This window comes from Gilliamella sp. Pra-s60, from assembly GCF_009795755.1.
GTDB lineage: Bacteria > Pseudomonadota > Gammaproteobacteria > Enterobacterales > Orbaceae > Gilliamella.
In genome coordinates, this window is the sequence record NZ_WTFA01000007.1 from 71,124 (window position 1) to 94,480 (window position 23,357).

Annotated in this window: 22 protein-coding genes; 15 read left to right on the top strand and 7 right to left on the bottom strand. The window is 34.3% G+C overall.

Annotated elements, in window-relative coordinates; all coding sequences use genetic code 11:
* Positions 1–7 precede the first annotated feature (7 nt).
* The 4 genes from tadA (at position 8) to GQ596_RS06720 (ending at position 6,726) form a co-directional block, all read left to right on the top strand.
* Positions 8–496 carry a tRNA adenosine(34) deaminase TadA gene (tadA, locus tag GQ596_RS06705; RefSeq protein ID WP_160400908.1) on the top strand — a complete coding sequence of 163 codons (489 nt, stop codon included), beginning with the start codon at positions 8–10 and terminating at the stop codon, positions 494–496.
* A 140-nt stretch (positions 497–636) separates the two neighbouring features.
* Positions 637–1,176 (top strand): hypoxanthine phosphoribosyltransferase, encoded by a 540-nt coding sequence (hpt, locus tag GQ596_RS06710; RefSeq protein WP_160400909.1) that lies wholly within the window; start codon positions 637–639, stop codon positions 1,174–1,176.
* Between the two features lie 56 nt (positions 1,177–1,232).
* Complete coding sequence (locus tag GQ596_RS06715; RefSeq protein WP_160400910.1) at positions 1,233–2,909, top strand: autotransporter assembly complex family protein; 1,677 nt, start codon at positions 1,233–1,235, stop codon at positions 2,907–2,909.
* A gap of 1 nt (position 2,910) precedes the next feature.
* Positions 2,911–6,726 carry a translocation/assembly module TamB domain-containing protein gene (locus GQ596_RS06720; RefSeq protein ID WP_160400911.1) on the top strand — a complete coding sequence of 1,272 codons (3,816 nt, stop codon included), beginning with the start codon at positions 2,911–2,913 and terminating at the stop codon, positions 6,724–6,726.
* A 483-nt stretch (positions 6,727–7,209) separates the two neighbouring features.
* On the opposite strand, the gene GQ596_RS06725 is transcribed toward GQ596_RS06720, so the two are convergent.
* Together GQ596_RS06725 and mnmD are read right to left on the bottom strand one after the other, a co-directional pair.
* Positions 7,210–8,139, bottom strand: coding sequence for a hypothetical protein (locus GQ596_RS06725; protein ID WP_160400912.1), 930 nt, complete (start codon positions 8,137–8,139; stop codon positions 7,210–7,212).
* A 182-nt stretch (positions 8,140–8,321) separates the two neighbouring features.
* Complete coding sequence (mnmD, locus tag GQ596_RS06730) at positions 8,322–9,029, bottom strand: tRNA (5-methylaminomethyl-2-thiouridine)(34)-methyltransferase MnmD (RefSeq protein ID WP_160400913.1); 708 nt, start codon at positions 9,027–9,029, stop codon at positions 8,322–8,324.
* Between the two features lie 88 nt (positions 9,030–9,117).
* Between mnmD and GQ596_RS06735 the strand changes: the two genes are divergently transcribed.
* From GQ596_RS06735 to GQ596_RS06760, 6 genes are all read left to right on the top strand, one after another.
* Positions 9,118–9,849 (top strand): 1-acylglycerol-3-phosphate O-acyltransferase, encoded by a 732-nt coding sequence (locus GQ596_RS06735; RefSeq protein WP_160400914.1) that lies wholly within the window; start codon positions 9,118–9,120, stop codon positions 9,847–9,849.
* Positions 9,850–9,851: 2 nt separating this feature from the next.
* Entirely contained in the window at positions 9,852–10,622 is a 771-nt protein-coding gene (locus tag GQ596_RS06740; RefSeq protein ID WP_160400915.1) for a methyltransferase domain-containing protein, read from the top strand.
* Between the two features lie 107 nt (positions 10,623–10,729).
* A complete protein-coding gene (gene rfaD / locus GQ596_RS06745) occupies positions 10,730–11,662 on the top strand; it encodes an ADP-glyceromanno-heptose 6-epimerase (protein WP_160400916.1) in 933 nt (310 codons plus the stop codon).
* A gap of 4 nt (positions 11,663–11,666) precedes the next feature.
* Positions 11,667–12,716, top strand: a complete 1,050-nt coding sequence (gene rfaF / locus GQ596_RS06750; protein WP_160400917.1) for an ADP-heptose--LPS heptosyltransferase RfaF — start codon at positions 11,667–11,669, stop codon at positions 12,714–12,716.
* Positions 12,716–13,678, top strand: coding sequence for a lipopolysaccharide heptosyltransferase RfaC (rfaC, locus tag GQ596_RS06755; protein ID WP_160400918.1), 963 nt, complete (start codon positions 12,716–12,718; stop codon positions 13,676–13,678). Before rfaF ends, rfaC begins: the two co-directional genes overlap by 1 nt.
* Before the next feature lie 41 nt (positions 13,679–13,719).
* Complete coding sequence (locus GQ596_RS06760) at positions 13,720–13,920, top strand: YaeP family protein (protein WP_160400919.1); 201 nt, start codon at positions 13,720–13,722, stop codon at positions 13,918–13,920.
* Here GQ596_RS06760 and GQ596_RS06765 read toward each other — a convergent pair.
* The 3 genes from GQ596_RS06765 to trmA all read right to left on the bottom strand — a co-directional run bounded on the left by GQ596_RS06765 (position 13,913) and on the right by trmA (position 17,453).
* Complete coding sequence (locus GQ596_RS06765) at positions 13,913–15,316, bottom strand: heavy metal sensor histidine kinase (RefSeq protein ID WP_160400920.1); 1,404 nt, start codon at positions 15,314–15,316, stop codon at positions 13,913–13,915. The two genes, GQ596_RS06760 and GQ596_RS06765, sit on opposite strands and share 8 nt — an antisense overlap.
* On the bottom strand, positions 15,303–15,989 hold the full coding sequence (locus GQ596_RS06770) for a heavy metal response regulator transcription factor (protein ID WP_160400921.1): 687 nt from the start codon (positions 15,987–15,989) through the stop codon (positions 15,303–15,305). Before GQ596_RS06770 ends, GQ596_RS06765 begins: the two co-directional genes overlap by 14 nt.
* Before the next feature lie 366 nt (positions 15,990–16,355).
* Complete coding sequence (gene trmA / locus GQ596_RS06775; RefSeq protein ID WP_160400922.1) at positions 16,356–17,453, bottom strand: tRNA (uridine(54)-C5)-methyltransferase TrmA; 1,098 nt, start codon at positions 17,451–17,453, stop codon at positions 16,356–16,358.
* 339 nt (positions 17,454–17,792) lie between these two features.
* Between trmA and srmB the strand changes: the two genes are divergently transcribed.
* Positions 17,793–19,103 carry an ATP-dependent RNA helicase SrmB gene (srmB, locus tag GQ596_RS06780; RefSeq protein WP_160400923.1) on the top strand — a complete coding sequence of 437 codons (1,311 nt, stop codon included), beginning with the start codon at positions 17,793–17,795 and terminating at the stop codon, positions 19,101–19,103.
* 117 nt (positions 19,104–19,220) lie between these two features.
* Entirely contained in the window at positions 19,221–19,823 is a 603-nt protein-coding gene (locus tag GQ596_RS06785) for a peroxiredoxin C (protein ID WP_160400924.1), read from the top strand.
* A gap of 79 nt (positions 19,824–19,902) precedes the next feature.
* Here the strand turns inward: GQ596_RS06785 and GQ596_RS06790 are convergent, their stop codons facing one another.
* Positions 19,903–20,217, bottom strand: a complete 315-nt coding sequence (locus GQ596_RS06790) for a multidrug efflux SMR transporter (protein ID WP_160400925.1) — start codon at positions 20,215–20,217, stop codon at positions 19,903–19,905.
* Positions 20,218–20,243: 26 nt separating this feature from the next.
* Positions 20,244–20,567: a multidrug efflux SMR transporter gene (locus GQ596_RS06795; RefSeq protein ID WP_160400926.1), complete on the bottom strand. Its 324-nt coding sequence runs from the start codon at positions 20,565–20,567 to the stop codon at positions 20,244–20,246.
* Positions 20,568–21,114: 547 nt separating this feature from the next.
* Between GQ596_RS06795 and GQ596_RS06800 the strand changes: the two genes are divergently transcribed.
* The 3 genes from GQ596_RS06800 to GQ596_RS06810 are packed head-to-tail and all read left to right on the top strand — an operon-like array spanning position 21,115 to position 23,345.
* Positions 21,115–21,771 carry a nucleoside recognition domain-containing protein gene (locus GQ596_RS06800; RefSeq protein WP_160400927.1) on the top strand — a complete coding sequence of 219 codons (657 nt, stop codon included), beginning with the start codon at positions 21,115–21,117 and terminating at the stop codon, positions 21,769–21,771.
* On the top strand, positions 21,764–22,231 hold the full coding sequence (locus GQ596_RS06805) for a YjiG family protein (protein WP_160400928.1): 468 nt from the start codon (positions 21,764–21,766) through the stop codon (positions 22,229–22,231). The genes GQ596_RS06800 and GQ596_RS06805 overlap by 8 nt, the downstream gene beginning before the upstream one ends.
* Before the next feature lie 13 nt (positions 22,232–22,244).
* On the top strand, positions 22,245–23,345 hold the full coding sequence (locus GQ596_RS06810; protein ID WP_160400929.1) for an amidohydrolase: 1,101 nt from the start codon (positions 22,245–22,247) through the stop codon (positions 23,343–23,345).
* The last annotated feature ends 12 nt before the right edge of the window (positions 23,346–23,357 follow it).

The following is a 23,357-nucleotide window of genomic DNA, read 5'->3' on the forward strand; positions in this document are numbered from 1 at the left end:
CACCAACATGTCAGATGAAGTTTGGATGAAGCATGCCTTAATGCTTGCTAAACGCGCCGAATCACTTGGGGAAATCCCTGTCGGTGCGGTGATTATTGATCAGAACAATCAAATTGTGGGCGAAGGCTTTAATCAATCCATTATCAAACATAATCCTACCTCACATGCCGAAATAATAGCAATTGAACAGGCAGGTAACTATTTAAATAACTATCGAATAATTAATACAACGCTTTATGTCACACTTGAGCCTTGTATTATGTGTGCAGGAGCTATTATCCATAGTCGAATTAAACGTGTTGTTTATGGTGCTAGTGATTATAAAACTGGCGCAGCAGGTTCATTTGTCAATATTCTTGCTCAGAAAGGCATCAACCATTATGCTGAAGTGACTGGCGGAGTACTAGCTAACGAATGTAGCACTATTTTAAGTGAGTTTTTTAAAAAACGGCGTTTACAAAAAAAACTGAAAAATATAGTTGCCAAAAAATCTTAGATAACTAGGTATTTGAGTATAAGAGGCGAAAGTTTACCCCTATCTTAATTTAATAAAAAATGGGTTCACTTATTCTTTTTATCAAGGAATATTGCTAGAATCTAATTTAATTTTTTGAAAAAATAATTTGAGTATTATTAATGAAAAAACATACATTAGAAATGATGATATCTGCTGATGATATCCAAAACCGTGTCATTGAGCTTGGACAACAAATTAGTAAAGATTATCAAAATAGTCAAAACGAACTTATTTTAGTTGGGCTTTTACGTGGTTCTTTTATTTTTATGGCCGATTTGAGCCGAGCCATTACAATTGGTCATGAAGTTGATTTTATGACAGCTTCAAGTTACGGCAATGCTACAATTAGTAATCGTGACGTTAAAATATTAAAAGATTTAGATGAAGATATCCGTGATAAAGATGTATTAATCATTGAGGATATTATTGATACAGGTAATACACTAAGTAAAGTCATGGCTATTTTAAAGTTGCGTCACCCACGCAGTATTGAAATTTGCACGCTATTAGATAAACCGTCACGGCGTGAAGTTGACGTGCCTGTTAAATATATCGGATTTTCAATTCCCGACGAATTTGTAGTAGGTTATGGTATTGACTATGCACAGCACTATCGTCATTTACCTTATATTGGTCATGTAAGTTTACTCGAATCTTAATATTATACGAGGTATATGTGTCACGATTTTCCTGCTCATTAGGTTTACTTTTGATAATGACAGCAACATCAAGTTATGCTGACATGAAATTATCCATAAAAGGATTATCAGGAGAATTAGCCGACAACGTTGATGCACGCATTTCATTAATTACCCCCAATAAAGTTGAAAATACACCTAATTTTAAGCGGTATTTTGAAAGTGAAGTGAAAAAGGCATTACGTGCTTTAGGTTATTATTCGCCCACTTTCGAATATAACGTGCAAGATACCAAAGTTCTTACCGTTAACATATCACCAGGTACACCTACATTAGTTGAGCAACTTAATGTGAATATAACAGGTGATGGACAACAAGATCCTGATTTTAACTATTTACTAAAAAACAACTTACCTAAAATAGGCGATGTATTAAATCATGGTATTTATGAGTCATTTAAAAAAAGCCTGCAAAGTTTATCACTAGAAAAAGGTTACTTTGATGCCGATATGCCTAAACATCAATTAGCAGTTTCCACGTCTGAAAATAAAGCCTTTTGGAATATTGATTACACTACAGGCAAACGTTATCGTCTTGGAAAAGTGACTTTTCATAACGCCAAAATTCGTGACGATTATTTAGCTAATATTGTGCCATTTAAAGACGGTGAAGAGTATACCGCTGAAAAGTTATCATTATTAAATAGACGCCTTACCTCAACAAACTGGTTTAATTCTGTAGTTGTCGTGCCTGATTTTCCTCATTTAACAGAAGATAAAGTACTTCCAATTGATGTTGAAACCTCGCCACGTAAAAAAAACAATATGGACTTAGGTTTAGGATTTTCAACCGATAACGGTGTACATGGTAAAATTGGCTGGAATAAACCGTGGTTCAATAGCCGAGGACAAAGCTTTCAAAGTAACTTATCACTATCCTCACCAGAACAAATCATTACCATGAGTTACAAAATACCATTAAAAAAATCACCTATTGAGCAGTATTATACGATTCAAGGTGGTTATAAAAAAATTGATAATAATGATACTTACTCACGTTCTCATACCTTTGGAGTGCTACGCAACTGGGATAATTTTTATGGATGGCAAACTGCTTTAGGTTTCAATATGTTACGCGATGACTTTACCCAAGGTGATGCAAGCTTCAAAACATTTTTGTATTATCCTTCACTTAGCTTATCTAGAATCCGTTCAGATGGTGATTTATTAGCAATGTGGGGAGATTCACAACGTTACTCTATTGAAGCCGCAGGAGATTCATTAGGGTCAGATATCAATTTAATTCGCTTTCAAGCACAACAATCTTGGATTCGTTCTATCCAAAAATCACATCGATTTATTGCTCGTGGTAATTTTGGCATTATACAAGCAAGTAATTTTGACCGAGTTCCACCATCATTCCGATTTTTTGCTGGTGGTGAACGTAGTATTCGAGGCTATAGCTATCAATCTATTTCGCCTAAAGACAAAAAAGGCAAATTAAAAGGTGCATCAAAACTCATTACAGGCTCAATTGAATATCAATATAATTTATCTGGTTCATGGTGGGGAGCCGCATTTGTCGATACTGGCGAAGCAATAGACAAAGTTGATAGGACAAAATTTTACACAGGAACAGGCGTTGGCATTCGTTGGGCTTCGCCTGTTGGCCCCATAAAAATGGATTTAGCTACACCACTAAACAAAAACACGGGTTCTATCCACCTATATATTGGTCTAGGAAGCGAATTATAATATGGCTAAAAATTTAGTTAGAATTAAAAAAGTAAAAAGACTAAAACGAATACGAAAATGGAAAAAACGAAGCATAGCCATTTTATCTGTTATTGTCTTTCTCATTATTTTTGTTATCTTGTTTATATATACTAGCCTTGGTGTAAAACTAACCACCTATGCTTTAAATAAATTTCTACCTGAATTAAAGATAGCTAAAATTGAAGGCACATTTCATGATCTGCATATACAAGGGCTCTCGCTTGAATTACCGGGTGTCAATGTTCAAGTTAATGATGCTTCACTTTCGCTAGCAGGACTTTGTTTATTAAAAACTGAAGTATGCATAAGCCAGTTTGATGCTAACGGCGTAAAGGTTGATATTAATACTAAGCAAATAGAAAGCACGCCAGACAGCCCTGATTCTAGTCCTACGTCAGAAGCCCCTTTTACGCTTAAAACACCGTTACCAATAGACCTTAAAATGGTTCACCTAACTGATGTCAACGTCACCGTAGATGATATGCAATTTGGCATGTCAGATTTTACTGGTAAAGCTACATGGGCAAGTAAACAGATTTATGTTTATCCTGCTGTTGCAACGGATCTAAGTGCTATTTTTGCAGATAATAAAGCAATCGATGTGCCCGTAAAAAAAACAGATGACAACAATATTGCACTTAATGAAAAAATCACACAACTATTTAATCAACCTCTAATTGAATCACTACCTCAAGTTAACATTCCATTAGATATTAATGTAACAAGCTTAACAGGTAATAATTGGCTATTACATATTGGTGGACAAGATTATCGATTTAACAATGTTGCAATTCAAACAAATATTATTGATAGTCGTATTATTGTAAAAAAAATAGACACCGATGCAACAACACCTTATGCAAGTGGGCATGCTTCTGTGTCGGGTGAAATTACATTACGTGATGACTGGCCACTATTGGCATTAGTAAAAGCAAATACCGAACATAACCAATTCAATGCACAATTTTCAGGAAAATTGCTTGGAGAGCTGTTAACCAACGCAACCCTTGATGGCTTAAATCAAATCAAAATGAATGGTCACATCAATTTTATAGAAAAATACTTACCTATCATGACCCAAATTGAAGGTAAACACATCCAATGGCCAATTGAAGGAGAAGCACAGTATCAATTAAATGATTTTGTGGCATCAATAAATGGTAATGTGCAACAATATCAAATGTCAGCAAAAGGCGATCTAAAAGGAAAAGAATTCGCCAACACAATCTTTGATATTGCAGGTACAGGCACCAATCAAGATGCAACCATTGATCATGGCATCATAAAATTACCTCAAGGTGAAATTAACATAGCAGGAACAGCCAATTGGCAACAAGCACTACAATGGGATACGAACATAAAACTCAATAAGGTTGATATCACCAAAGAAGTGCCAAATTATCCAATTCGATTAAACGGTCAACTAAAAACAACCGGTTCATTAGAAGGTGATAAATGGGAATTTAAATTATCCGATTTGCAATTAAAAGGTAATGTCAATCATGCTGATTTATTAGCCTCTGGTAACGTATTTGTTAATTCTGAAAACAAAGCCACTGCCGATGATTTTGTAATCAGGTGGGGAAAAAATCAAATCAATTTAAATGGCTCAATTGAAAAAGGCAACTTACTAGCTAAGCTAAATCTTGAATCATTATCGTTATTAGTTGATGGTATGCAAGGCGCTATTGTAGGTGATATTAAACTCAATGGTTCAACTAACAATACTATTATCAATACCAATGTATCGGTTAACTCACTTTCTTTGGGTTCAATCAAAGTAGCTAAAGCTAATCTTACTAGTAAAATTGAATATAAAGAACAAGTTAGTGGCGATATCAAGCTTACTGGACAATCAATAGAACTGCCAAGTCAAACCATCAAAAATGCCAATATTGAACTATCTGGTAACGAAAACCACCACACCCTAACGATGAAAATCGATGGCAATCCAGCATCATTAACAACTTCATTAATAGGACAACTAGATAAAACTCGCACAAAATGGATCGGAACAATTCCACATGCACGACTCAATTTAGGCAAGAATAATAACTGGCAGCTCACTAAATCATTGGATTTATCTTATGATATCAACAATCAAATACCTGCCATTAATGCTCACTGTTGGGTGAATGAAAATTCAAGTATATGCCTTGATAAACAATTATTGATAGCTAAAAATACTGATACCAGTATCACATTGAAAAAAATCAATCTATCTAAATTACCAATACTAAATGAGGGTGAAACAACACTTGCTGGTAACGTTAATGGTAAAATAAACATCCAATTTAATAGCGACAATACAATACCATCAATAAAAGCGAATGTAACAAGTAATGATGTTTATATTCAACAAATGGTCACCTCGCAAGCACTATCACTACCGTTCAAACTATTCAAAATTGATGCAGAGTTTAATCAGCAACAAGCTAAATTAGATTGGAACTTTGACTTAAACCAACTAGGCAAAATTAACGGTAATATTGCTATTATAGATCCAAATGAACAAAAAAAATTAAGTGGTCAGTTAAAGATAGATCACTTAGCATTAGCAATTATTAATCCATTATTAGACAGCAAAGATTATGCTAAAGGCGACATTAATGGAATGGTTAAATTTTCAGGATCATTAAATGATCCGTTATTAACAGGTAATATAAACCTGAAACATAGCGAAATACAATCAAACCAATTACCGATTGATATTAAATCCGCTAAGGTTGATATTAACTTCAATGGTAAATCATCCACATTAAAAGGTGTTTTAACCACGCGTGCAGGTAACGTTAATATTAACGGTAATGCTAGCTGGAACAATTTTGATAAATGGCAAGCATCGTTAACTGTTAATGGTGCTGCAATGGAGGTTTCAGTACCACCAATGATTGTTATGACTATTGTTCCTGATATAAAAATCAATGCCACACAAGATGAAATAACCTTATTAGGAAAGGTGAGTATCCCTAAAGGGAAAATAACGGTTGAATCACTGCCTGCATCAAGTGTTGATGTATCACCTGACGAAGTGATGCTTGACAGCAATCGAAAAGAAATAAAACCCCAAGAGTTTGGCATGAAAATCTATAGCCATATTGAAATTGATATCGGTGATAAAGTAAGTGTCGATGCATTTGGTTTAAAAGCCTCGCTTAAAGGTAATTTGATTGCAACACAAACTAATAAAGGACTTGATCTGCATGGAGAAGTATTAATACCAACAGGACGATTCCATGCCTATGGACAAGACTTAATTATTCATAAAGGCGTCATTACCTTTTCAGGTTCAACAGATCAAGCAATACTTGATATCGAAGCCATTCGCAATCCAGAAGCAATGGAAAACAATAATATCACGGCAGGAATTCGTGTTACAGGATCGTCGGAATCCCCTAAAGTTGAAGTGTTTTCAGATCCGGCCATGTCACAACAAGAAGCCTTATCGTACTTAATTCGAGGTCAAGGGCTTGATAGTGCTGAACAAAGTGATAGCGACATGATGACTGCACTACTGATTGGTATTGGCACAGCAAAAACAGGCAAATATATTGGTGATATCGGCAATGCATTTGGCATCAAAAACCTAACTCTTGACACGCAAGGCGCTGGGAACAACTCTAAGGTCGTGGTTAGTGGGTATATCTTACCTCACTTACAACTAAAATATGGTGTTGGCATTTTTGATTCATTGGCAACGTTTACTTTACGTTATAGACTGATGCCAAACCTTTACTTGGATGCGACATCAAGCTTAGCGCAAACATTGGATCTGATTTATCAATTTGAATTTTAATATTAGAACTAAAATATTCTGCAACCATTTTCTTATTATGTGGAATCTAAATAGGATAAATGTTTAATACAACAGGAAATTAACGTATCTTTACGAATATTTTGACTAGAAAGGTATCTCATCGATAAAATTAGGTTATTAGTATTTACTTTTACTCAATAGTATATAATTGATTGATTTTTATCATAAAAAACAAAATAAAAACTTCAATAAAATCAATACCTTTCCTGACGGTTTTTTTACAAAAATAAGTTCTTTTTTGTTAGTCATAAAAACAATTAAATTGATTCGATTCATTTCAGAGCGCTTGAGCTTCTGAGTACAATTTAATTGTCGTCCATTTAAAATCCCAAAATAAGCTAGCCTAGTGACATGGTTTTTAGGATTTGACTAGGTTTATAAACCTATTAACGCAAAGAACTCGCTTTTAGCGAGTTCTTTGTTAACAATCAATACCATTCTAATAGGACGCGACTAATTGGATTATTCTTCAATTTTTTTATCAAACCAAGAATATCCCATTCCTCTTTTTGAATAAGCATCCTTCACCTGACTACAAGGATATCCTTCTTTTATTACTTTTTGTAATTTATTTTCCTCATTCCAGTTTAATTTTTGGGCTTTAACGGCTTCTAATCTATCTATGCATGAGTTATATGTAGCCACAAATTCTGCATTATTTTCTGTATAAAATTTGACATACTTATCACTTTCTTTTTTCCATGCCTTTTCCCAACTAACGCTACAAGCGGATAGAAAAACCAGATCCTCTGCGCAATATAGTGATTTTTTGGATTCAATGGTTTGAATATCAGCATTAGCTAATTCATCAGCCGCCTTTTCTTCTAAGGCTTTTTGGGCAATACTACAATTAGAACCTGTTCTTTTATCTAATTTACATAAAGACTGCATTTTTGCTTTAATTTCATTAAAAGATAGCTGTTTTAACTCGTTTTTACCTTCATCAACTTTTTCGTTATAAACCGTTTCCCAAGCTTCACATTTCGGGCTTTTATTAAACGAGAAACTACTTTTACAGTCATCTACCTTTAAATATTCATTAACTGATTCACCCCATGACATACCAGAAACTTGTTGTCTGATAGCGCTCATTTCAGACTCTACTGCTTGTTTCCTTTCGTCCTCTTTACGTTTTTTTTCTAATTCATACTTTATTTTTTTGTCTTTTTGAATTGCAGACATCGCAGCACGACATTCGGGATCTTTTTCTACCTTTTCGATACCACTTTTATCCTTTGCTATAAATGCCTTTTTTAAATCCTTATTACATTGCTCTACTTTTTTATTGGCTGACTCTATATTGTTTAAATAATATTCCTCATTTTTTTCATCACACCCCGTTAAAACCATAGCCGTGGTTAATATAAGTAAAACGTTTTTTAAAGCTTTCATTTGTTCTCCTATTTACCTTACTTTTATTTTCATAAAAATATAAATAATAAATTGTTATTATTGTTTAATATGTTACATTAATTAACTTATCACTTCTAGAAAATTACTTAATTCTGGGAATTGCTCGTGTTGTTTACCGTAATTTGATAAATGTCTGTAATGAATATAGATAAAAAACAAAATCACTTATACCCCACTAACATTTCACGTTTTGAACCAAATCCTTTTCGTTTTTGAACAGTAAATCCTGCATTAATTAAATGACGACGAACAAAGCTTGCTGCAGTAAAAGTAGCAAAACGACCATTAGGAGCGGTCAGTTCAAAACAATGTTTAAATAAACATTCTGACCACATATCAGGATTTTTTGCTGGCGAAAATCCATCAAAAAACCAAGTATCAATCAATACATTTTGCTTTGCTAAAAAATTCGAGTAGTTGCTAATATCATCATAACATATCACCAAACTAACATTGTCGAGTTGACAAGTTGTATCAATTAAATATGTTTGAAGACGCTTAGCTAACAAAAATAAAGGCGAGTTTTTAGAAATAACCTTATCATGAATCTTGATTAATTCGTCTAATGATAATGGATATTTTTCAACACTAAAAAAAGTAAGATGTTTAAGTTTATGATTTGGATACTGACGCCTAAAATTTAAAAACGTTTCCCATAAAATCAAAAAACTCAATCCCGTTCCAAAACCTGTCTCAGCAACAAAAAATGTATCTTTTTGATGCTGAGCAAAACGCTGAAATAAATCATTACCATCAATAAATACGTAAGTAGTTTCAGCAATTGCCCCTTCCGTATTAAAATATACATCACCAAAATAAACAGAAACAGGCATCTGATTTTCATTCCAAGTAATAGTCGATTTATGCATGAGTACCCTTTTAAACAGTAATATTTAACAACTGTATATTAATGTTGATTATGTATATAATACGCCAAGTTAACTTATGAGGTAAATTATGGTATTTCTTTTTCGTCTAATTAGTGTTGTGATAATTGGTGTTATTATTTGTGTATTGGGCACCATTTTTTGCTTATTTAATCCAAGAAATCCAAAAAACGTAGCAAGATTCGCTCACTTATTTGGATTTTTCTTTAAACCGATATTTGGCGTAAAAGTAGATACTCGCATTCACCCTAATATAAGCAAAATAGGTAGCTGTGTGTATATTGCCAATCATCAGAATAATTATGACATCGTTGTAGCAGCCGATGTTGTACAACCTAAAACAGTAACTGTAGGTAAAAAAAGTTTGGCTTGGATCCCTTTTTTTGGACAGCTTTACTATCTTACAGGTAATATTCTTATTGATCGTAATAATAAATCAAAAGCTCACGATACAATTGGGCAAGTGGTTGATGAAATCCAAAAACGCAACATTTCTATTTGGATGTTCCCAGAAGGTACTCGTAGCCGTGGTCGTGGATTATTACCTTTTAAAACTGGCGCGTTTAAAGCAGCAATTGCTGCAGGCGTACCTATTGTGCCAATTTGTGTATCTCAAACTAATGATATCAAATTAAATCGTTTAAATAACGGTCATTTTATTGTTGAGATGCTAGAGCCTATCGAAACCAAAACCTTAAACAAAGAAGATGCCAGAGCTTTAATGGAACAATGCCATAACAAAATGACAAATAAAATAGAACAAATAAATGCAGAAGCAAAGCAGTTAAATAATCAAAAATAACTATGAATAAACAAGATCGTAATTTTGATGATATCAGCAACAAATTTGCTCAAAACATTTATGGCACGACTAAAGGTAAAATTCGTGAAGCGATAGTGTGGCAAGAACTAGAAAAGATCTTAGCGACCTATCCTCCTAATAAACCAATAACAATACTTGATGCAGGTGGAGGACAAGGACAAATCGCCTGTAGATTAGCTAAACTTGGGCATCAAGTAACGCTTTGTGATATTTCAGAACAAATGCTGGAACGAGCTAAACAAAAAGCGCTAGCAGAAAATCTAACTATCAATTGCCTTTGTTGCTCTATTCAGCAACTTGATAGTTTAATTAACCAACAATTTGATTTAGTTATTTGCCATGCGGTATTAGAATGGGTAGCTGAACCAATTGAATTAATAACGTCATTAAAAAAACATCTTAAGCCTGATGGGCATTTGTCATTAATGTTTTATAACTATCATGCTCTTTTGTTTAAAACAGTAACATTAGGCAATTTTGGCTATACACAAGCTGGATTAGCTAAGCGCAAAAAAAAGACACTTTCGCCCGATTATCCAAGAATTCCAAACGATGTATATCAATGGCTTATTCAAGCTAATTTTACTATTTTACAAAAAACGGGGATTCGCATTTTTCACGATTATCTTACCAACAAATCCAAAGCAGACACCCACTTTGAACAATTATTAGAACTGGAGCAAAAATACTGCCAAACAGAACCTTATCTCCATTTAGCAAGGTATATTTTAGTAACAGCGAAAATAAAATAAATTCATAAATACCCCACTTTCATTCATGCTTTTTTAAATGATCACTCGAAAACTTTGCCATAAATCGGTATTATAAGCAGATAAATTTATTGGTTAAGGAAAATTGTATGATCGTGGTAACCGGTGGTGCTGGATTTATTGGTAGCAATATTGTTAAAGGCTTAAATGATCAAGGTCGTAAAGACATTTTAGTCGTTGATGATTTAACTGATGGCACTAAATTTGCTAATTTAGCTGATTTAGATATTGCCGATTATATGGATAAAGACGAATTTATCGCTGCTATTATTTCGAACGAAGACCTTAATATTGACGTTATTTTCCATCAAGGCGCTTGCTCATCAACCACCGAATGGAATGGTAAGTTTATGATGGAAAATAATTATGACTATTCTAAAGATTTACTGCATTATTGTTTAGATTTTAATATTCCATTCTTATACGCATCATCAGCAGCTACCTATGGTGGACGCAGTGATAATTTTATCGAAGATCGACAATATGAAAAACCACTAAATGTTTATGGATATTCTAAGTTTTTATTTGATCAATATGTCAGAGGAATTTTACCCGAGGCAAACTCACAAGTTTGCGGATTCCGTTACTTTAATGTTTATGGTCCTCGAGAAAATCATAAAGGTAGCATGGCTAGTGTTGCGTTTCATTTAAATGAACAAATTAATAAAGGCGAAAAACCAAAGTTATTTGCAGGTAGTGATAACTTTAAACGTGATTTTATTTATGTCGGTGATGTGGTTGACGTCAATTTATGGTTCTGGAAAAACAATATTTCAGGCATTTATAACTGCGGAACAGGTCGTGCGGAATCCTTTCAATCTGTCGCTGATGCTACATTAAAATATCATAAAAAAGACGAAATTGATTACATCCCTTTCCCTGATCATTTAAAAGGTCGTTATCAAAGCTTTACACAGGCAGATCTGTCTAAGTTTAGAAAAACAGGTTGTCCAATTGAATTTAAAACAGTCGCAGAAGGTACAACCGAATACATGAAATGGCTTAATAAGCAAGAAAGGTAATTTAATGAAAACACTCATTATTGGTCCATCTTGGGTTGGCGATATGATGATGTCGCAAAGCTTGTATCGCACATTAAAACAACTTGATCCTAACAACGAAATTGATGTTATAGCACCAGCATGGTGCCGAGCGCTATTAAATAAAATGCCTGAAGTAAACCAAGCTATCGATATGCCTATAGGTCATGGTGAATTTGCATTATCAAAACGCCGTAAAATAGGAAAATCACTTCGTGATAGCCATTATGATCAAGCCATTGTGTTACCTAATTCATTTAAATCGGCATTAATTCCATTTTTTGCAAAGATTCCTAAACGTACAGGTTGGAAAGGCGAAATGCGCTATGGATTATTAAATGATATACGTAAACTGGATAAACAAGCTTTTCCATTGATGGTTGAGCGTTATGTTGCGCTAGCTTATCCTAAAGAGCAAATACATTCAGCGTCTGATTTAGTACAGCCTTTGCTATGGCCTAAACTCAATGTTAACCAAGACGAAATAGCTCAAGCACTGTCAACCTTTACAATAACACAAGATGAACCATTAATTGGCTTTTGCCCAGGTGCTGAGTTTGGCCCTGCAAAACGTTGGCCTGATTACCATTATGCTGCGCTTGCCGATATGCTAGTTCAGCAGCATGCCAAAATCATTATTTTTGGCTCAAAAAACGATCATCATGTTGGCGAGCAGATTATTGCCAAAATGACACATAGCGATCAATGTATAAATTTAGCTGGTCAAACTCAATTAGAACAAGCGGTAAGTTTAATTGCAGCTTGTAAAGCAATTGTGACTAATGACTCAGGATTGATGCATGTTGCCGCTGCATTAAATAAACCACTTGTCGCACTTTATGGACCAAGTAGCCCTGATTTTACACCACCATTATCAAATAAAGCGGAAGTTATTCGTTTAATTACTGGGTATCAGCGTATTCGTCAAGGGGATGCAGAGCAAGGCTATCATCAAAGCTTAATCGATATTAAACCTGAGAACGTATTTGAAACATTGATGAAACTTATAATGCGTTGTGAAAAGAGTAATGAATAATGCGTGTATTAGTTGTTAAAACCTCCTCAATGGGTGATGTTCTACATACTTTACCCGCATTAACTGATGCAGCAAATTGCGTACCTAACATTACTTTTGATTGGGTAGTTGAGGAAAACTTTACCCAAATTCCAAGCTGGCATTTTGCTGTTGATAAAGTTATCCCTGTAGCAATAAGGCGTTGGCGAAAAAATTGGTTTTCCAAAACGATTCGCCAAGAGCGACACGACTTTATTAATAACTTACAACAACAACAATATGATGTAATTATTGATGCCCAAGGGCTTATTAAAAGTGCATTTTTTATTACTCGTAAAGCTAGAGGTATTAAACACGGTTTAGATCGCAAAAGCATCAAAGAACCCATTGCCAGTTGGTTTTATGATATAAAACACAATATTCCCAAACAAATACATGCTATTGAGCGCATTAGGCTGTTATTTGCGCAAAGTCTACAATACGATTTACCTAATTCAATGGGCGATTATGCCATTGCCCGCCACTTTTTGTCTTCGTTGCCTAGCGATAATCAACAGTATCTTGTTTTTTTGCATGCCACAACTCGAGATGAAAAACATTGGACTGAGGATGCTTGGCGACAATTAATCAAACTTATTGAACCGACAGGCTTAAAAGTTAAGCTACCTTGGGGAGCCCCACATGAACAACAACGAGCAATACGACTTGCTCAAGGATTTAATCATGTCGAAGTATTACCCAAACTTTCACTTAATGACATCGCAACGGTCATTGCGGGAGCTAAAGCAGTCGTATCGGTTGATACTGGACTAAGTCATTTAACCGCTGCATTAGATAGACCCAATATTACACTATTTGGTAAAACCGATCCCATGTTGATAGGAGGATATGGAAAAAACCAATACAGTATTATCTCGCCAGAGAAAATCATGAGAACCATCAATGCTAATCAGGTTTATCAAAAATTGGACGCTTTTTTGTAGGTGAATTTCTACTTGCAATTTAATCAAAAGGAATAAATAAAATGAATAACTATTGTGAATTAATTCGTGAAAAATATGCCCAAATTGGTAGTAATGAGCTAGGTTATATTGATGATGCATTAGGTACAGTAATGCGAGTGCTTGACGAAGTAGTATGTAATGAACAAGTTCCCGAAGCATTACGGCATAAAGCCGCTTACGCAGCGGCTAATTTATTGATAAGTGACTTCGATATTAAATAGCTGTTGGTAATTTAATAATAAATCGAGTGGATTTTTCGTCTGATTCAACTGTAATATTACCTTTGTGTGTATCAATTATCGACTTAACAATTGCAAGCCCAATACCTGTACCCGAAGTATTACTACCATTACGATGACGAGATTCATCCACGCGATAAAAGCGATCAAAAAGATGAGGTAAATGGTGGCTATCAATCTTTTTACCGGGATTTGAAATAATAATTTTAACGTACTTTTCAGACTCTTGATTTAAACTTATGGTGATGATTTTATTTTCAGGCGTATAACGAATCGCATTAGATAAAATGTTATTAATTGCCCGCCCCAACATCATTTTATCGCCCTGAATATGAGAACAATTACCTTCTAGCTCAAACTTGATATTTTTTTCATCAACGAGTGGTTCAAAATAATCACAGATCATAATCAGCATGTTATGCAAATCAATATCAATTAAATTAGGTATCAATTGACGGTTATCTGCTTGTGCTAAAAAAAGCATATCAGATATCATCTGTGACATTCTTTCATACTCTTCTAAATTTGAGTATAAAATTTCTCTATATTCTTCAGTCGTTCTTGCATTGCTCAATACAATTTGAGTTTGAGTTGTTAAATTGGTAATAGGCGTACGCATTTCATGAGCAATATCTGCCGTAAAATTACGTTGTCTTTGAAAAACATCTTCCATACGATTAAGCATCTTATTAAACGCTCTAACTAAACTAACATATTTTACTGGAACTGATAAAGTAGAAATACGATGGTTAAGATTTTTTAAGTTAATACGTTCAATCTTCTTAATTAATCGATTAATGGGTTTTTGAGTAAAATAGATAGAAATAAATGATCCAATTAACGCCAAAACACAAGAAATACCAATAAGTATTTTTAAACCTTTTCTTAATCTTCTGATAAATTCAATCTGCAAATCACGACCAACAGCTACAATAGTAGTATATTGTTTGTTTTGGTCAGTCATTATCCTTGATGCAGCAATACGATAAGATGAGTTATCCACGTTTGATACTGTAGTGGTATGTCTAGCAATAATTTCCTCAAAATCAGTAGGCTTTAAGGCAATAGCAAGATTAGGGCCTCGTGTGCGATATAATATTTTTCCTGAATCATCAATAATATAGACAAACAACCGATGATGACCGGTTAAAATTAACAATAGGCTTTGAAAAAACTCATCACGATTATCATCCTGCGAATAATAAGTAAGCTCCCGCTCTATAGAAAATACAACAGAATTTAATTCAGATACATTTTGATGAATAGAAAGTTTTTCAAACCAGCGCTCAATAAGATAGCTAAAACAGTAAAGTAACCCACAAGTAAGTAAGCAAACAATTAATGGCAATCGAAATGATACAATTTTACTCAACTTCATCCAATGCATCCAATTTATATCCCATTCCACGTACAGTATGAATCAATTTAGGTTCAAAATCTGCATCAATTTTATTACGTAATCGCCTAATAGCCACATCAATCACGTTAGTATCACTATCAAAATTCATATCCCATACTTGAGAGGCAATAAGTGATCTAGGTAACACCTCACCTGGATAACGTAAAAAATATTCTAACAACAAAAATTCTTTATTAGTTAAATCAATTCGTTTTCCTGATCTGGTTACTGTTCGTTTAGGCAGATCCATTACTAAATCGGCAATACTCAATTGATAATTATTTACTTGTGGTGCATTACGTCTTAATAATGATTTTATTCTTGCTAACAACTCAGCAAATGAAAATGGTTTAACTAAATAATCATCTGCGCCTAAGCTAAATCCCCTAACTTTATCATCAACACTTCCCATAGCGGTGAGTAATATAATTTGAGTATCCTTTCCTGCTTCGCGCAAAGATTGAATGAATTTCCAACCCACAATATCGGGTAACATCACGTCCAAGATAATTAAATCATAATCTTCAGTCATTGCTCGATGGTAACCATCTAAACCATTATCCGTCAAATCAACAATAAAACCTGACTCAACTAACCCTTGACGAAGATACTCACCTGTTTTATGTTCATCTTCAACAACTAATAATTTCATTTTGAATATTTCCTTCATTATTTTAGGCGGTTATCAAAAATTACATAATGCAATAATAGAATATATAAAAAAACAAAGCACATCATGACAATTAAATTACCGTATTGTAATCAATAAGTCATCAATTAGTCCGATTGTTCCTGCTATAGTATCCACACAATGATTCATGAGGCTAGACATTACTGTTTCATTGTTTTATTGTTTTATTTCCTTTCATCCATTCCTTGCAATTTAATGCAGCCCTAGTTTATCTAGGGTTTTTTTTTATTCTAAATAGATGTAAGTTGATACATACTTGGAGCTGTAAGTAGTTAGGTATAAATACTGACCGTATTATTAACAAATAATACTCTATTTTACATTTTTTTACTTTTTACACAATACAACGCCAGTTTCAATATGATCGGTATAAGGGAACTGATCAAACATAGCAAAATGTTGAATTGAATGCGTTTGGGTTAATAGTTGTAAATTGTTATGCAACGTATTAGGATTACACGAAATATAAATAATTTTTTTATAGGATTTAAGTATATTAATCGTATTTAAATCAACCCCTGCACGAGGTGGATCAACAAGCACAGTTTCGCACTGATAATCATCCAAATTGATTCCTTTTAAACGATTAAACTCGCGTTCTTTTTTTATAGCACAAGTAAACTCTTCAGCAGATAACCGTGCGATAACAAGGTTATCGATATGGTTGACCGCAATATTATGCTGAGCAGAATAAACAGAAGCTTTGGCTATTTCCGTTGCCAATACTTTTCTAAAGTTCTGTGCCAATGCGATCGAAAAATTACCATTACCACAATAAAATTCAAGCAAATCACCTGATGAATTTTTAGTGACAGAAATAGCCCATTGCAACATTTTAATATTCACCGCAGCATTAGGTTGAGTAAAGCTGTTTTCTACTTGGCGGTAAATAAATTTTCTATCCATTACAGGCAAAACTTCATCAACATAATCGACATCTATTGTTATTTTCTGATTACTTGCTCGCCCTACAATATTAACATCTAGACCTTGTTTAGCTAATTGTGTTTTTAACTTTCTTGCTTCAAAAATCCATTTTTCATTTAATTTTTTATGATACAAAAGCGTAATTAACAGTTGACCACTTAAAGTCGAAAAGTAATCAATTTGAAATAATAAATGACGAAGTTCTTGATTATACTTTAACAAAGGTAAAATAGCCTGCATAGCTTGATTAATTAGCTTCGTAGCAACAGGAAACTCATCAATTCTCACTCGTTTTTTTGTTTTTTTATCATACATAATATGATAAAGATCTTCATCCTGATGCCAGATTCTAAACTCAGCACGCATACGATAATGGCTAATTGGCGACGAATATACCGTTAATTCGGGAAGAGAAAAATCCGATAATAATGTTTTTAAATTATCGATTTTCTTTTCTAACTGTTGGTTATAGCTATCATTTGAAAAATATTCAGTCATAGTTATTATCTGATGATGATTATAGAAGTATTATTTAATATGAAGTTCTTAGTTAATCGGCGTTAAATAAAGAAATGGTTAAAGATTAAACTCATTAAGTAATTTAACATCAACAATATTACAAATAATCATTTTGTATAGACCTATATATTATCACAAATAGCTAATGATGATAAGTTTTGCTTAAACAAAGCGTCTTGTTTTTGGGCTGATATACCAAAAACAGCAGATAAAAACAAAACACTTTTAGTTGTAATTATAAAGATTGCAGTTATAACGATTGTAGTTATAACGATTGACGCTATAATGTGTCTCATCATTTTAGATAAAAAGAATACTATGACAGCGCAGACTTTTTCTGATTTAGAATTAGACGATATTTTAATTCACAATCTTCAAGCACAAAATATAAATACACCAACAGCAATCCAATTGCAAACAATTCCCGTTGCCTTAGATGGCAAAGATGTTTTAGGTTCCGCACCTACTGGCACAGGTAAAACATTAGCTTTTTTAATTCCTGCAGTACAACATCTACTGGATTTTCCACGTAGAAAACCCGGTCCACCGCGTATTTTGATTTTAACACCAACACGTGAACTCGCCATGCAGATTGCCGAGCAAGCTAAATTATTAACCGAATCAACACATTTAAGTATTGCAACCATTACTGGTGGTGTTGCTTATATGAATCACGCCGAAATATTTAGCAAAAATCAAGATATTGTTATTGCAACAACGGGGCGATTATTACAATATATAAAAGAAGAGAACTTTGACTGCCGAGCAGTTGAAATGCTTATCTTGGACGAAGCAGATCGCATGCTAGACATGGGATTTTCCCAAGATGTCGAAACCATATCAGCCGAAACACGTTGGCGTAAACAAACCTTACTATTTTCAGCAACACTTGAAGGTGAAGGGCTGCACAATTTTGCTAATCGTATTCTAAACGATCCCGTCGAAATTAATGCAGATCCATCGCGTAAAGAACGTAAAAAAATCTTACAATTTTATTACCGTGCTGACGATTTAGCTCATAAAGTAGCCCTGCTCACTTACTTATTAAAACAAGAAGAATTTAAAAAAACGATCGTATTTGTCCGTAAACGTGAACGTGTACACGAATTAGTTAGCTTACTACATCAAGCCGGCATCCATAGCTGCTATTTAGAGGGTGAAATGGTACAGGCAAAACGTAATGAAGCAATAAAAAGAATCAGCAATAACACGGTTAATGTACTAGTGGCTACCGATGTAGCTGCTCGTGGAATCGACATAGACGATATTACTCATGTTATTAATTTTGATGCCCCAAAAACATCCGATGTTTACCTACATCGAATAGGCCGCACTGCCCGTGCAGGTAAAAAAGGTACGGCAATAATGTTGGTAGAAGCTCACGATAATGAATTACTACAAAAAATTGAGCGCTATATTCAAGAACCAATCAAATTAAGAACAATTGATCAATTGCGTCCAAAAACAAAAGCACCAAAACCCGCAACAAAGAAAAAACCATCGCAAAAAGCAAAGCTAAAAAGTGCTAACAAAAAAGAAGAAAACAAAAAAAAGAAAGTAAAACAACGTCATAGAGACACAAAAAATAAAGGTAAACCTAAAAAATTAATAAATAATACCGAACAATAATTAGCTAGTTAATAGATTAAACTTATGATATCAATTGTTTATAATGACTTGGATAACAAGTTTAAATCGCTATAATACCTAGCAACATGATTTGCAATACTATATAGGAGAAAACGCATGACATTAGTCACTCGCAAAGCCCCAGACTTTACATCAGCAGCAGTTTTAGGTTCTGGAGAAATTGTTAACAATTTCAATTTATCACAATATATTAGTGGTAAATATGCTGTTGTATTTTTCTGGCCAATGGACTTTACTTTTGTTTGTCCTTCTGAAATCATCGCATTTGATCACCGTTTAGAAGAATTCAAAAAACGTGGTGTTGAAGTAATTGGTGTTTCAATGGACTCTGAATACGTACACAATGCATGGCGAAATACACCACAAGATAAAGGCGGAATTGGCGAAGTGAAATTCCCAATTGTTGCAGATATTAAACATGAAATTATGCAGGCGTATGGAATTGAACATCCTGAAGCAGGTGTTGCATTACGTGCATCATTCTTTATTGATAAATCAGGTATTGTACGTCACGAAACCATTAACGATTTACCAATCGGTCGTAACATTGACGAAATGATCCGTATTGTTGATGCATTCCAATTCCATGAAGAACACGGCGAAGTGTGCCCAGCACAATGGACAAAAGGCAAAAAAGGCATGCAAGCAAACCCAGACGGTGTTGCTAGTTTCTTAAAACAGCATGGTAAAGAAATTTAATTTATTTTTTCATCCAAAAAGATTACTGCCGGAGTTTATCTCCGGTTTTTTTATCGACAAACAAACCAATCAAAATGGGTCATAAAGTTGCGTGTAACCCCACAACGCCAATAATAATAACGGTAAGCCCAAACAAACGTGGAAAGTTTTTAGGTTCATGAAATAACAGCATATTTGCAAGTACAGCGCCCGATGTACCAAGACCAACCCAAACAGGATAGACAATACTTAATTCAAGATAATGGAGCGAAAAGTAAAAAAGCACAAAAGAAACAAAAAATCCCCCCCAATACAAAACAAGCCTCGATGGATTTTTTTTCTCAGCGTATAGCTTAAGACCAATTGCACCAAGCACTTCAAAAACTGACGCTATCAATATAAGCAGCCATCCCATGATTAAAATCGTCCTTTATTATAATATTAACTATCGGCTCGTTTTAGTTGAACAACACCAACAACAATTAGCGCAACAAAAAAGAGTTGAATTAACTTAACTTCTTTATCAAAAAGCAACATATCAATTACTGTTGCACCAATCGCCCCAACACCAGAAAAAATAGCATAAACTGTACCTGTGGGGATCGTCTTACAAGCATTTGTCAAAAAGGTAAAATCGACAATAATGAGCGATACAATAATAACCCACTGCCAAAGTTCTGTTGCGGTGCTAAATCCTAAAATCCAACATAATTCAAAAAAGCAGGTCAGCACCACAAATCCCCACTCTTTATTTACGCTAAACATAGCTACCTCGCTTTGCTATTTTGGTTTTACCGTAGTAATCAACTTTTTTGCTTTTTAAATATATGTCTGATTATGCTCTATTGCCCGTAAGCAACGGCAAAACGATAGATGGTTCGCAAACGAAACATTTGCCACCAAAAGATGTTAATTGTTATATATTCCTAACCATTAAACCACAATGCCTAACAACCACGAACATCATTACAACTTTTATTCTTATTTTTCAATTAAGTAAACAATTCTATAATGAAGGGTTATAAATGGCAAGAACAAAATTTTATAATTCAATATTTTATCTTCTATACACATTAACCTACCTAATCCCATTCACCTATATTTTTTTTAAGATATAAACAAAACAGACAAATTTCTAGAAAAAAATAAAAAAAGTTATACCTTTTTCAATTTAGTTTAGAATCGGTATAGAATAATAAAACCGCATTTTTAGACAGTTTTTTAATAAATAAAATAAAAAGATGCTTTTGCTCTTTTTAAAAATAAAATTAGTTATATATCAACATATTAAATCAAAAGGAAAGGAATTAGCATGTCAAAAAAATCAGACAATGAAATTAAAGTCGGCATAAAAGCTTATGTGTCACTTATAGTAGCAATTTTATTTTTTTCGGGTTTATTTTTTAATGTAGACGGCAAAGAATGGCTAGGTGCATTTGATTTTACCAGCTTAAGCGGTAAGTTTGGCACAATGCTACACCCTGAAAAAAACACTTTTGTAGGCGAAGGTGGAAACAGTGCAAGAGCTGGATTTATTTTTGCCTTATCACTCATACCAACCGTTATGTTAGCTTTAGGTGTACTAGAAATTTTTACTCACTATGGCACCATTCGCGCGGCACACAAATTATTAACACCACTATTAAAACCAATTTTAGGTGTTCCAGGCAAAACAGGACTTGCGTTAATTACCGACTTACAAAGTACTGATGCTGGGGCGGTATTAACCAAAGAACTATATGACGAAAAACAAATAACGAAAAAAGATCTTATTATCATTAGTGCTTGGCAGTATTCTGGTGCTGGACTAATAAACAACTACTTTTCGATCGGTTCGGCATTATTTGCGTCAATGACTGTGGCTATTTTTATTCCTCTTGTCATTATGATAGTACTTAAATTTGTCGGCGCCGTACTGGTTCGCTTAGTATTAAATTCAATTTATAAAAAGGATTTTATCAATGAGTAACACACAAAAACAAACTAATAACCCATTAGATATATTTGTCATTGGTGCGCGTAAAGGGTTTAATATTGCCATAAATAACTTAATGCCAAACATATTAATGGCGTTTGTCATTACCGAAATTCTTAAACGTTTAGGCATTATGCAATTAATCGGAACTTATTGTTCACCAATAATGGGGCTTTTTGGTCTACCTGGTGAAGCAATTACCGTATTACTAACCGCATGGTTATCAGCATCTGCTGGCACTGGCGTTGCGGTTAATTTATTTACTGCAGGTACACTCAATACAACAGCAATAACGATTTTAGCACCTGCTATTTTCTTAATGGGATCGCAATTACAGTACATGGGACGATTATTAGGTGTTGCCGATGTACCTAAAAAATACTGGCCATTGCTAATGTTAATTAGTATTTTTAATGCAATCATTTCAATGATTATTATGCGATTTATTGCTTGATAAAGGAGACACCATGTCTAACGTACTAGAACATTATCACTATCTACACCAAACCCCTGAATTAGGGTTTGAAGAACACAAAACATCAGCATATATCGCCCAACAATTAGAACAAGCAGGTTACCAAGTAACTCGCAACATTAATAACACAACGGGAATTGTTGCTCAATACGATAGCGGTACCCCTGGGCCAACTCTTGCGTTAAGAGCGGATATGGATGCGCTTGGACACATTGTTGATGGGCACCATTGCGCAATGCACACCTGCGGTCATGACGGACATTCATCGATATTATTAGCTTCAGCACAAGAACTGATTAAAGAAGGCAACATAAAAAAAGGTCGATTAAAGCTTATCTTTCAACCAGCTGAAGAACTTGGTTCTGGCGCTTTAGCGATGATTGAAGGTGGAGCAATTGACGATGTAGACATGATTATCGGACTACATTTACGACCAAAAGATGAATGTCCAAAAGGATTTGCCGCAGCAGCCATGTACTATTCAGCATCGACCACAGTTGAAGTCAATATTCATGGTATTCCTGCACATGGAGCTCGGCCACACTTAGGCGTCAATGCCCTTGACGCAGCAATGCTAGCCATTCAAGCTGTTAACACTATTCACCTTGCGCCAAGCTTAACCTATAGCGTAAAAGCAACACGTTGCATTTGTGATGCAGGAGTAACCAATGCAATTCCATCAGAAGCATATGTCTGTTGGGATCTAAGAGCACCTACCAATCCAGCAATGGATGAACTAAAAGCCAAAACGTTAAATGCAATAAAACTCAGTGCTGAATCTATTGGCGCCAAAGTTGATATCAATGTCACAAAAGAAATTCCTGCTGCTGAAATTGATAACGAGGTTACCCAAATTATTGCCGAAGCCATTGTTGATGTTCTTGGCCAAGAAGGACTAAAAGATCCAATTTTCACTCCTGGAGGAGAAGACTTCTTCAACTATCCACGAGAACGCAATGTCAAAGCAGGATTTTGGGGATTAGGTGCAGACTTAACACCAGGATTGCATCACCCCGAAATGAAATTTGATCTATCGGCATTAGAAAACGGTGTCAAAATAACAAAAACCTGTGCACTAAAAGTTCTAGGTTAACTCAATACCCAC